Below are 11,606 nucleotides of genomic sequence, written 5' to 3' on the forward strand. Positions count from 1 at the left end.
CCGTCGAGAGCGTCGAGGCACTGCGGAACACCACCGACGGGTTCGACGTCGAGGCGGCGATCATCCACCCCACCGGCGTCAACGAGCTCTACGTCGGACGGGTCCGCAAGGGCCGGATCGACCTCGCCACCGACGCCGTGATGCGCTCGCCGAACGCCAAGGACTACTCCGCGGCGACCCGGCTCTACGGTCTGGTCGAGGGCAAGCTCTTCTGGGCGTGGGACATCGCCGCGCTCGGCAAGGAGCTGACCTCGCACGCATCGGGGCAGCTCGCGAAGGTCGACTGATGTCCGCCTTCGCCGGTCGCGCCGGCTTCGTGGCGACGGACGCGGGCCCCGCCGCGCACTTCGGCAGCCGTACAGCCGGTTGTCGGCGTTCTCGCGCACGGCGCACGTGTTGATGACGACGACGTCCGCCTGCTCGCCGTCGGCCGCGACGTAGCCGGCGGCCTGCAGCGACCCGCTCAACCGCTCGGAGTCGTGCACGTTCATCTGGCACCCGTAGGTGCGGACTTGGTAGGTGCGGGGGCGCGCTGCGACGGTGGCCATGGTCGTCCCAGTGTAAAACCGTCGGGACGCTACTCGAAGCGGACGGAACCGCGCGGGCCGGCCGGCGGGCGGCCACCGCCGTCGAGCGCACGCTCGACCGCGATGCGGACGACTCCGCCGTTGTAGCCCTTGCGCATCAGGAACCCGGAGAGCCGACGTTCCGCCGTGGCCCGGTCGAGGCCGCGGAGCTGGCCCGCACGCTTCTGCGCCAGTTCGATCGCGCGGACGAACTCGTCGTCCTCGTCGTCAGCAGCCGCTTCGAGTGCCGCGTCGATCGCTGCCTGGTCGATCCCGCGCCGTCGGAGCTCGGCGACGACCCCTTGCCGGCCGAGACCCTTCCGGTCGTGCAGACGGTCCACGAGGTCGGTCGCGAGTGCCACGTCGTCCACGAGACCGACACGGGTGAGTCGCTGGATCTCGAACTCGACGACGTCCGGGTCGAGGTCGTTCTTCGTCAGCATCGTCCGGAGCTCGGACTCGCTGACGCCCTTGCGCCCGAGCGCACGCATGCTCAGCCGTTCGGCATCCGCGCGCTGTTCGTCGACCGGACGGGGCGCATCGGCCGGGTCGAGCTCGGCACCGCCGTCGATCGCGAAGACGGACGCGGTCGTGGCGTCCGCCGTGCGGTCGTCGTAGCCGTCCTGCTCAGCGCGGGCACTCCGACCAGAGCCGTCCCCGACGACGGGTGAGAGCCATTCGGCCTGCGCCCTGGCGCCCCGGACCGGCAGCGGGACCGGCGCGTCCGCGTCGGCATCGGTGTCGGTGCCGCTGCCCCTGCCGGCAAGGGGTCCGGTGTCATGACGGTTCGCCCGGTCGTGCGCGGCTGTGTCCGGCGTGGCAGCCGGACCGGCCGCGGGGCGACGGGACCGCGCACCGCGTGCACCGAAGAGGTCGGTGACCGGTGCGAGGCCCTCGTCACCGTCGTGGTCGGTCGTCACGCGCCCTTGCGCTCCGCGATCTTCGGCGCGATCGAGTCGACGGGCGCCTCGACCGCTTCGGCCGACGCACCGCCGACACCGAGCTTCGCGAGGATCTTGCCCTCGATCTCGGCTGCGATCTCGGGGTTCTGGATCAGGAAGGAACGCGAGTTCTCCTTGCCCTGTCCGAGCTGGTCACCGTCGTAGGTGTACCAGGCACCCGACTTCTTGACGATGCCGTGGTCGACACCGAAGTCGAGCAACGAGCCCTCGCGCGAGATGCCCGTGCCGTACAGGATGTCGAACTCGGCCTGCTTGAAGGGCGGGGCCATCTTGTTCTTCACGACCTTGACGCGAGTGCGGTTGCCGACCGCGTCGGTGCCGCTCTTGAGCGTCTCGATGCGACGGATGTCGAGACGGACCGAGGCGTAGAACTTCAGCGCCTTGCCGCCGGCGGTGGTCTCCGGGCTACCGAAGAACACACCGATCTTCTCGCGCAGCTGGTTGATGAAGATCATCGTGGTCTGCGTCTGGTTGAGGCCACCGGCGAGCTTGCGGAGCGCCTGCGACATGAGTCGGGCCTGCAGACCGACGTGCGAGTCACCCATCTCGCCCTCGATCTCGGCACGGGGCACGAGCGCGGCGACGGAGTCGATGACGACGAGGTCGATGGAACCGGAACGGACGAGCATGTCGGCGATCTCGAGCGCCTGCTCACCGGTGTCCGGCTGGGAGACGAGCAGCGCGTCGATGTCGACACCGAGCTTCTTCGCGTACTCGGGGTCGAGCGCGTGCTCGGCGTCGATGAAGGCTGCGATGCCGCCCGCGCGCTGGGCGTTGGCGATCGCGTGCAGCGTCAGGGTCGTCTTACCCGACGACTCCGGGCCGTAGATCTCGATGATGCGGCCGCGCGGGAGTCCGCCGATGCCGAGCGCGACGTCGAGCGCGACCGACCCCGTCGGGATGGTAGCGACGGGAGCACGCTCGTCCGAGCCGAGGCGCATGACCGTGCCCTTGCCGAACTGGCGGTCGATCTGGGCGAGAGCGGTCTCGAGGGCCTTCTCGCGGTCCTGGGGTGATGGCATGGTGTGCTCCTTCGTGCTCGGTGTCGGCCGCCTGTAGGCTGTCGCGTCCACCCCGGCCGATGGTGCAGGGCCGGTGCTTCAGCGACAAGGCTTCGGGCTGTTCCCGTTGACTCGAACCTAGGGCGGGCCACCGACATCACTGCCGACGGCCACGCGATCTGTGGACGAACTCACTGGACAGCGCCGCTGTGGAGGAAGCTACCACCGATCGAACACCCGTTCGAGCAACACGCCGAACAGAGTTTCGGACTCCGTGCGAGCGATGCGCGCGCGCTCGCTCGCACCCGCGCCGCCTCAGTCCCTCGGCTCCGCCAACCCCTTGCCGTGCCGCTTCTCGAGCGGGACGTCCTGCGACTCGCACAGCGCCTCCCACACGCGGCGCGCATCGATCCCTGCGTCGAGTGCCTCGGCCGCCGATCGTCCACCGAGCTCCTCGAGCACGACGTCACGGCTGACGACGGCACCGTACGCATCGCCGAACACCTGGTCGACGGCCCGCCAGAACTCACTCACACGCATCGTTCCAGCGTAGCCACGGCGTCACCCCGCGAACGACGAACGCCCCCGCCGGCGGACCGACGGGGGCGTTCTTCGAAGCGGTGGCGTCAGCGCACCGCGAGGTCGTTGTCGAACTCGGCGACGAGGTCGTCCGGGAGCGTGTCGGGGACCGGGGTGAGTCCCTCGATGACCGCGAGACGGTCGCCGACCTCACGCATGATGGTCGAGATCGGGGTGTCCAGCGCGTCCGCGACGGACGCGAGGATCTCCGAGCTGGCTTCCTTCTGCCCGCGCTCGACCTCGCTGAGGTACCCGAGAGCCACGCTGGCCTTGGACGCGACCTGACGGAGGGTCCGGCCCTTCTGCAAGCGGAAGTCCCGCAGAACGTCGCCGATTTCCTGACGAACGAGAACCATGAGAACTCCTCCTCTCTGTCGTCTCCGCGCCCGCTCGGTCCGGGTGGCCGAGTTCGGGTTCAGCAACAGTAGCGTTGCCGGTTGCAGCATGCTAACCACGCTGGCTGCTCTACTGCTGGAGATTGCGTGAGATGTAACCCAGTGGAAACGGGACCTATTCCCGGCCCCGGATCGTGGACGACATCCGTGCCAGGAGTTCGGAGACGGTCGCCCGTCGGATTGCATCGCGGTCGCCGTCGAGGTGCAGCTCGAAGGACACGGCGCCGTCCGCGTCCGCGATGCCGACGAACACGGTGCCCACGGGCTGACCGTCCTGCGGGTCCGGCCCGGCGACACCGGTCGTGCTGATCCCCCAGGTCGTGGGATCGCCGTCGACCGCCAGAGCCTGCCGGACACCGGATGCCATCTGCCGCGCGACCTCGGGGTCGACGGCGCCGTTCGACGCGAGCAGCGCCTCGGAGACACCGAGCACGGTGTGCTTCACGGGCGTCGCGTAGGCCACCACCCCGCCGCGGACCACCGCGCTGGCTCCGGGGACCGCCACCAACGTCGACACGACGAGGCCGCCGGTGAGCGACTCGGCCACCGCGACGGTCTCCCCCGCGTCCGTCAGCCGGGCGACGAGGTCGCGGGCGACCGCGGCGACGTCGGCCCGGTCGTCGGCCGGGGTCACGCCGTGGTCCGGTTGTGCTTCCACGCCTGGTACAGGTAGTCGATCCCGCTCAGGACGGTCGCCAGGAGCGCCGCGGTCATCAGGATGCCGTTCACCCAGTGCGCCCAGTCCCCGACGAGGTTCCACCACGGGAAGAGCGCGGCGGTCAGCGCGACGGCCTGCAGGACGGTCTTGATCTTGCCGCCACGGCTCGCCGGGATCACCCGGTCGGAGAGGACCGCGAAGCGGAACACCGTGATGCCGATCTCACGCACCATGATCAGCACGGTCACGTACCAGGGCAGCTCGCCGAGGATCGACAGGGCGACGAGCGCCCCGCCGATGAGGACCTTGTCGGCGATCGGGTCGACGAGCTTCCCGAAGTCGGTGACGAGGTTCTGCCGCCGGGCGATGATCCCGTCGGCGCTGTCCGTCACGATCGCCACGACGAAGACGACGGCCGCCCAGATGCGCAGCGACCCGTCGGCACCGGCATCCGTCAACAGCAGCACGAAGAACAGCGGCGCCATCAGGATGCGCACGACCGTGATGATGTTCGCGACGTTGCCCGTCGACGCCGGGCCGGGGCCCTTGCGCAGGAGCCGGCCGCGCCACGGGAAGCGTGCGCCGTGCGTGGTCTCCGTGCTGTCCGAGGCGGTCATCGCACTCACTCCCTGCCCGTCAGTCCCCACGCGTCCTCATCGGGCTCGTCGTCGACCTCATCGTACCCGCGGGTCATGTCCGCCACCGGATCGGAACCGTACCGGTCGGTGTCGCCGGTCGGCGCGGACGGCGACGTCGGGACCGCTGCGGCCGGAGTGCCGGTGGGACCGCCGGCGGGGGCGGGGACAGGGGCGACCGCAGCGGCACCCGCTGGGGGCTCCTCGCCCCGGAGCTTCGCGAGCACGGCCGGCAGCTGGTCGGTCGTCACGAGGACGTCGCGTGCCTTGGAGCCCTCGGAGGGCCCGACGATGTCGCGGGACTCCATGAGGTCCATGAGTCGTCCGGCCTTGGCGAACCCGACTCGGAGCTTCCGCTGCAGCATCGAGGTCGACCCGAACTGCGTCGACACGACCTGCTCGACGGCCGCGAGCAGCAGCTCGAGGTCGTCGCCGATGTCCGCGTCGATCTCCTTGCGCTCGACCACGGCCTGGACGTCCTGCCGGTACTCCGGGCGGGCCTGCCGGGTGACGTGCTGGACGACCTCGGCGACCTCGCTCTCCTGCACCCAGGCGCCTTGCACGCGCAGGGACTTCGAGGACCCCATCGGCAGGAAGAGCGCGTCGCCCTGGCCGATGAGCTTGTCGGCGCCCGGCTGGTCGAGGATGACCCGGGAGTCGGTGACGCTCGTCACCGCGAACGCGATGCGCGACGGCACGTTGGCCTTGATCAGTCCGGTGATGACGTCGACCGACGGGCGCTGCGTCGCGAGCACCAGGTGGATGCCGGCGGCTCGGGCGAGCTGGGTGATGCGGACGATCGACTCCTCGACGTCACGGGGCGCGACGAGCATCAGGTCCGCGAGCTCGTCGACGACGACGAGCAGGTACGGGTACGGCTTGAGCTTCCGCTCGCTGCCCGCGGGCAGGATGATCTCGTTGTTGGCGATCGCCTTGTTGAAGTCGTCGACGTGCCGGAACCCGAACGACGCCAGGTCGTCGTACCGCATGTCCATCTCCTTCACGACCCACTGCAGCGCCTCGGCAGCCTTCTTGGGGTTCGTGATGATGGGCGTGATGAGGTGCGGGACGCCGGCGTAGATCGAGAGCTCGACGCGCTTCGGGTCGACGAGGACCATGCGGACCTCGGACGGCTTCGCGCGCATGAGCAGCGAGGTGATCATCGAGTTGATGAACACCGACTTGCCGGACCCCGTGGAGCCGGCGACGAGCAGGTGCGGCATCTTCGCGAGGTTCGCCACGACGAAGCCACCCTCGACGTCCTTGCCGACGCCGATGGTCATCGGGTGCTTGGACTTCCGTGCCGCGTTCGACCGCAGCACGTCGCCGAGGGACACCGTCTCGCGGTCGGTGTTCGGGATCTCGACACCGATCGCGCTCTTGCCCGGGATCGGCGAGAGGATGCGGACCTCGTTCGAGGCGACCGCGTACGACAGGTTCTTCGACAGCGCGGTGACCCGCTCCACCTTCACGCCGGGTCCGAGCTCGATCTCGTACCGGGTGACGGTCGGGCCGCGCGAGAAGCCGGTGACCTTCGCGTCCACCTTGAACTCGGTGAGGACGCTCGTGATCGCGGCGACGATGTCGTCGTTGGCCTGGCTGCGGGCGACGGACGGTGTACCGGAGCTCAGCGTCGTCGCGGCGGGCAGCCGGTACGGGGCGGCGGGGTCCTCGTCGGGGCCGGCGACCGGGGGCAGGCCGTCCGCATCGTCCGTGGCGTCGAGCTGGGGTTCCTCGACCGGGAGCGACGGGGACACCACCGGCGACACCGCGGCGTCCGGACGGACGACCTCGGCCGCGGCGGGACGCTCCGGCACCGGGGTCCCGAAGTCGCGGAGCGCCTGCTCGGCGATCTCGAGGTCTTGCTCGACCGAGTCGTTGAGGTTGACCGAGCCCGGCTCGGCCGGTGTGTGGTCGACCAGGCCGGCCGCGGCACCGGCATCGGAACCCGCGGCGGGGGCGGCCGCCGGGGGCACGGTCGACGTCGCGCCGCTAATCACGGGGCTGTCGTACGCGGGGTCCTCTTCGCGGCCGGACTTGTTGCGGCGCCACCACGGCACGGTGCCGCCGTCGGCGTCTGCCTCGGCCGCCGCGCGCTCGTCGTCGAAGCCGAGGTCGTCGAAGAGCTGGAAGTCGGTGTCGCCCTTCGCGCCCCGCTTCTTCGTCGGCTTCGTCCGCGTCGCGGGCGTCTCGGCGACGGGTTCGTCCGTCTCGGTCGCCGGGGCCGGCGCGCCGAACAGGTACGCGTAGAGCTCGTGCAGGCGTCGGCCGATCTTGTTCGGCGGCGTCTTGGTGATGATGAAGAGCGAGAGCACGAGGAGCAGCACGGCGACCGGCACCGCCACCCACTCGGTGGCGACCGCGACCAACCAGGCGATGACGACCCAGCCGATCACGCCGCCGGCCGTCGCCAGCGCGGGCATGCCGTCCGAGGCGCGCGGCTGGCCGCCGAACACGTGGCAGAGCGCCGCGATCGAGACGAGCAGCAGCCCGAGGCCGATCCCGATCCGGGTGTTGTCGTGCACGGAGGCCGGGTGCCGGAAGAGCCAGCCGGCGAAGACGACCATGATCACGGGCAGCGCGAACGCGAGTCGTCCGAACAGGCCGCCGAACGTGTAGGCGTCGAGCGCGACCGAGACCGCGTTCGTCGGGTTGAGCCACTCGACCACGGCGCCGGCCACCGCGAGCACGAACAGCAGGAACGGGAAGCCGTCGCGTCGCTGGTCCTTCTCGAGGGTCTCGGTGCCGAGCAGCCGGAAGACCGCGCCGACGCCGTGCGCCATCGCGAGCCAGAACGTCACCAGGGGGTTCTGCTCGCGGAAGACCGGACCGGGGGCCGCCGGTGGGAGCTTCTTCGTCGTGGCCTGGGTGCGCGACGTCCCGCGCGTCCCGCTCCCACGGGACGACGAGGACGCGCGTGAGCGCGTGGTCGACTTGGTGCCTCCGGCCATGGGCAGAACCCTAAGCCCCACGCAGGACATTCCGAGGAAGCCCCGCCGCGGATGCGGTCCCCGGCGCGCGCACGCGGGTTGCAGACTCCGCCGGACGTGCCAGGAGGCGCGGCGCGCGTTCCCGACGGAACGTGCACCGCGCCTCCTGGACGGTCTCGGACGCGGCCGACGCGACGTGCGCGTCGGCCGCGGCGCGTCACGCCTCGATGACCACCGGAACGATCATCGGCCGCCGACGGTGCTTCGTGTTCACCCAGCGGCCCACGGTCCGGCGGACGACCTGCCCGAAGGCATGCCCGTCGCGCGTGCCGTTCGCGGCCGCCTCGGCCAGGGCCTTCGCGATCTGCGGACGGACGTCGTCGAAGACCGAGTCGTCCTCGGCGAAGCCGCGCGACTGGATCTCCGGGCCGACGACACACTGGCCGGTGGTGAAGTCCACCGCGGCGAAGATCGAGATGAAGCCCTCCTCCGCCAGGACCCGACGGTCCTTGAGGTCGGCGTCGGTGATCTCGCCGACGGTGGACCCGTCGACGTAGACGTACCCGATGTCGAGCTGTCCGGCGACCGTGGCGACGCCGTCCTTCAGGTCGACGACGATGCCGTCCTGGCCGAGGATGACGTTGCGCGGCGGGACACCGGTCTGGATCGCGAGGTCCGCGTTGGCGTACAGGTGGCGGTGCTCGCCGTGCACGGGCAGGACGTTGCGCGGACGCAGGATGTTGTAGCAATAGAGCAGCTCGCCGGCGGACGCGTGCCCGGAGACGTGCACCTTCGCGTTGCCCTTGTGCACGACCTTCGCGCCGAGCTTGGTGAGCCCGTCGATCACGCGGTACACGGCGTTCTCGTTGCCCGGGATCAGCGACGAGGCGAGGATGACGGTGTCGCCCTCGCCGATCTCGATCTGGTGCTCGAGGTTCGCCATGCGGGCCAGCACGGCCATCGGCTCGCCCTGGGACCCGGTCGACATGTAGACGATCTGGTCGTCGGGGACGTTCTTCGCCTTCTTCGTGTCGATGAGCACGTTCTCGGGAACCCGGAGGTAGCCGAGGTCGGCGGCGATGGTCATGTTGCGGATCATCGAGCGACCCATGAACGCGACCTTGCGGTTCGCGGCCGCGGCGGCGTCGAGGACCTGCTGCACGCGGTGGACGTGCGACGAGAAGCTCGCCACGACGACCTTCTTGCGGGCACGCGTGATGATGTTCTCGAGCACCGGTCCGATGTCGCGCTCGGGCGCGGTGAACCCGGGCACGTCGGCGTTGGTGGAGTCCGGCAGGAACAGGTCGACGCCCTGTTCGCCGAGCCGCGCGAAGGCACGCAGGTCGGTGATGCGGTCGTCGAGCGGGAGCTGGTCCATCTTGAAGTCGCCCGTGTGCAGGACCCGACCGGCGGGGGTCGTGATCGCGACGGCGAGGGCGTCCGGGATGGAGTGGTTCACGGCCACGAACTCGAGGTGGAACGGGCCGAGCTGCTCGGTCTGGTCCTCGGCCACGACGAGCGTGTACGGCTTGATCCGGTGTTCCTTGAGCTTCGCCTCGACGAGCGCGAGGGTCAGCGTGGAGCCGATCAGGGGGATGTCGCCCTTGAGCTTCAGCAGGTACGGGACGGCGCCGATGTGGTCCTCGTGGCCGTGCGTGAGCACGACACCGAGGACGTCGTCGAGACGGTCCCGGATCGGCGAGAAGTCCGGCAGGATCAGGTCGACGCCCGGCTGGTGCTCCTCGGGGAAGAGCACACCGGCGTCGACGACGAGCAGCTTGCCCTCGTACTCGTAGACGGTCATGTTGCGACCGATCTCGCCGAGTCCCCCGACGGGGATGACGCGGAGGGTGCCGGGTTCGAGCGGCTGCGGTGTGGAGATCTGTGTGGGCATTCGGTCCTACGGATTCGGGCGACACACGGGGAGCGTGCCGCGGTGTTCGCTAGCGGGTGGTGCCTGGCACCTTCGGTAGAGCACCGCCGGCCGCTGCGTTGCGGTCGGGGCGGAAGTTGGAGAAGTCGGCGCCCGGGATGTCCCGGACGGCCTCGAGCGAGGTCTCGATGGCGTACGCCTCGGAGTCCTCGGGGCCGACGAGCGGCAGGCGCACGCGGGGGCTGCCGATGCGACCGAGCCCGTGCAGCACGTACTTCGCCGCGACGGTCCCCGGGACGTGGGTCATGATCGCACGGACGAGGGGTTCGACGCGCTTGTGCTCGGCGGTCGCGGTGGCGAGGTCGCCGCGGTTCACGGCGTCGACGATGGTGCGGTACGGCGTGCTCGTGATGTTCGCGGTCACGCCGATGAGCCCCGTCGCGCCGATCGACAGGTGCGGGAGCACGTTCGTGTCGTCGCCGGAGAAGTACATGAGGTCGGTGTTGTTGAGCACCCGGGACACCTCGGCGAAGTCGCCCTTGGCGTCCTTCACGGCGAGGATGTTCGGGTGGTGCGAGGCCCGCACGATCGTCTCGTACGTGATCGGGATGCCCGTGCGTCCGGGGATGTCGTACAGGATCACCGGCAGGTCGGTGGCGTCGGCGATCATCCGGAAGTGGGTGAGCACGCCGGACTGGGTCGGCTTGTTGTAGTACGGCGTGACGATCATCACGCCGTCGGCGCCGGCCCGCTCGCTCTGCTTGTACAGGTGGATCGCGTGCGCGGTCTCGTTCGAGCCACCGCCGGTGATGATCTTCGCGCGCCCCGCGGCGACGGACTTGCCGACCTCGACGAGCCGGAGCTTCTCGGGGTCGGTGAGCGTCGACGTCTCGCCGGTCGTCCCGGTGACGACGATGCCGTCGGCGCCGGCCGTGATGCAGTCGTCGATGTGCTGCTCGACGCCGGGCCAGTCGACCTCGCCGTCAGCCGTGAACGGGGTCACGAGGGCGACGAGGACCTGGCCGAAGGGATTCTCACGCGGGGACACGGGCACCAGCGTACCGGGGATGCGCGCGAGGGCTGCCGTCCGCGTGGACGGTGCGGTCCGGAGCGCGGGGGCCGGGAGGCGCGGCGCGGCCCCGGCTCGCACCCTGCGGCCGTGCGGCACGCGCCGAGCGCGGCACCCGGCGCTACGCGCGCCGGCGCCACTCGAGGAAGCGGTACCGCGTCCCGTCGGCGCGCGACTCCCGCCACGGGCCCTCGTCGGCCAGGACCCAGGCGTCGTCGAGCTCCGGCGCGACGGTGTCGCCCGGGACCTCGACGTCGATGACCGTCTCGGACACGCGGTCGGCGAAGGGCACCCCCGCCGCGTACACCTGCCCGCCGCCCATGATCCACACCGGCTCGTCCGTGTCGAGCGCGGTCGCGAGGTCGTGCACCACCTCGGCTCCGGACGCGGCCTCGGACGACGCCCACGCGGCGTCCCGGGTCAGCACGACGTTCCGGCGCCCCGGCAGCGGTCGGAAGCGTTCCGGCAGCGACTCCCACGTCCGACGGCCCATCACCACGGTGGCGTCACCCGTCACCTGTCGGAAGTGCGCGAGGTCCTCCGGCACGTGCCACGGCATCCCGCCGTCCGCGCCGATGACGCCGTTCGTCGCGCGCGCCCAGACCATGCCGACACCCCGGACGGGTTCGGCCCACGAGGACGACATCAGACGGCGACCGCGGCCCGGATCGCCGGGTGGTGGTGGTACCCGACGACCGTGAAGTCCTCGTACTCGTAGTGCCGGAGATGACCTCTTCCGCGGGCTGGAAGACGCCGACGACCGTGCCGTGCCAGTCGCCGGTGGTCGCGGCGAGGCGTTCGAGGGTGCCGAGCAGCCACGTCACGTGGATGTCGTGGCCGCACGCGTGCATCGTCGGGACGTCGTTGCCGTCCTCGTCGGTGCCGTGGTGCTCGCTGGCGTACGGCAGGCCGGTGCGCTCCTGGACCGGCAGTCCGTC

At 70.5% G+C, this 11,606-nt stretch carries 11 protein-coding genes and 2 pseudogenes; 1 reads left to right on the forward strand and 12 read right to left on the reverse strand.

Annotated elements, in window-relative coordinates; translation table 11 throughout:
• Window positions 1–287: FABP family protein (locus tag I5E_RS13065; protein WP_022907380.1), on the forward strand; the 287-nt coding region annotated here is incomplete at its 5' end.
• 66 nt (window positions 288–353) lie between these two features.
• Here the strand turns inward: I5E_RS13065 and I5E_RS23690 are convergent.
• The 12 genes and pseudogenes from I5E_RS23690 to I5E_RS23695 all read right to left on the reverse strand — a co-directional run.
• Window positions 354–548: pseudogene (locus tag I5E_RS23690) on the reverse strand (tRNA (N6-isopentenyl adenosine(37)-C2)-methylthiotransferase MiaB); the annotation flags it as partial.
• A gap of 29 nt (window positions 549–577) precedes the next feature.
• The gene (locus tag I5E_RS22790) at window positions 578–1,486 is read right to left on the reverse strand and encodes a regulatory protein RecX (RefSeq protein ID WP_022907381.1); all 909 of its coding nucleotides are present in this window, start codon (window positions 1,484–1,486) and stop codon (window positions 578–580) included.
• Window positions 1,483–2,550, reverse strand: coding sequence for a recombinase RecA (gene recA, locus I5E_RS13075; protein ID WP_022907382.1), 1,068 nt, complete (start codon window positions 2,548–2,550; stop codon window positions 1,483–1,485). The genes I5E_RS22790 and recA overlap by 4 nt, the downstream gene beginning before the upstream one ends.
• Window positions 2,551–2,844: 294 nt before the next feature.
• Entirely contained in the window at window positions 2,845–3,069 is a 225-nt protein-coding gene (locus tag I5E_RS13080; protein ID WP_022907383.1) for a DUF3046 domain-containing protein, read from the reverse strand.
• Between the two features lie 86 nt (window positions 3,070–3,155).
• Window positions 3,156–3,464: a helix-turn-helix domain-containing protein gene (locus I5E_RS13085; protein WP_022907384.1), complete on the reverse strand. Its 309-nt coding sequence runs from the start codon at window positions 3,462–3,464 to the stop codon at window positions 3,156–3,158.
• Window positions 3,465–3,618: 154 nt separating this feature from the next.
• Window positions 3,619–4,137, reverse strand: a complete 519-nt coding sequence (locus I5E_RS13090; protein ID WP_022907385.1) for a CinA family protein — start codon at window positions 4,135–4,137, stop codon at window positions 3,619–3,621.
• The gene (pgsA, locus tag I5E_RS13095) at window positions 4,134–4,787 is read right to left on the reverse strand and encodes a CDP-diacylglycerol--glycerol-3-phosphate 3-phosphatidyltransferase (RefSeq protein WP_031262665.1); all 654 of its coding nucleotides are present in this window, start codon (window positions 4,785–4,787) and stop codon (window positions 4,134–4,136) included. Before pgsA ends, I5E_RS13090 begins: the two co-directional genes overlap by 4 nt.
• The gene (locus tag I5E_RS13100; RefSeq protein ID WP_022907387.1) at window positions 4,784–7,747 is read right to left on the reverse strand and encodes an FtsK/SpoIIIE family DNA translocase; all 2,964 of its coding nucleotides are present in this window, start codon (window positions 7,745–7,747) and stop codon (window positions 4,784–4,786) included. The genes pgsA and I5E_RS13100 overlap by 4 nt, the downstream gene beginning before the upstream one ends.
• A gap of 196 nt (window positions 7,748–7,943) precedes the next feature.
• Window positions 7,944–9,620: a ribonuclease J gene (locus tag I5E_RS13105; protein WP_022907388.1), complete on the reverse strand. Its 1,677-nt coding sequence runs from the start codon at window positions 9,618–9,620 to the stop codon at window positions 7,944–7,946.
• 49 nt (window positions 9,621–9,669) lie between these two features.
• A complete protein-coding gene (dapA, locus tag I5E_RS13110) occupies window positions 9,670–10,647 on the reverse strand; it encodes a 4-hydroxy-tetrahydrodipicolinate synthase (RefSeq protein ID WP_031262666.1) in 978 nt (325 codons plus the stop codon).
• A 142-nt stretch (window positions 10,648–10,789) separates the two neighbouring features.
• Window positions 10,790–11,314, reverse strand: a complete 525-nt coding sequence (locus tag I5E_RS13115; RefSeq protein WP_022907390.1) for a dihydrofolate reductase — start codon at window positions 11,312–11,314, stop codon at window positions 10,790–10,792.
• Window positions 11,315–11,387: 73 nt separating this feature from the next.
• A pseudogene (locus I5E_RS23695) lies at window positions 11,388–11,606 on the reverse strand (M20/M25/M40 family metallo-hydrolase); the annotation flags it as partial.

The sequence above is a fragment of the Curtobacterium sp. B18 genome, from assembly GCF_000333375.1.
In the GTDB taxonomy this organism is placed as follows: Bacteria; Actinomycetota; Actinomycetes; order Actinomycetales; family Microbacteriaceae; genus Curtobacterium.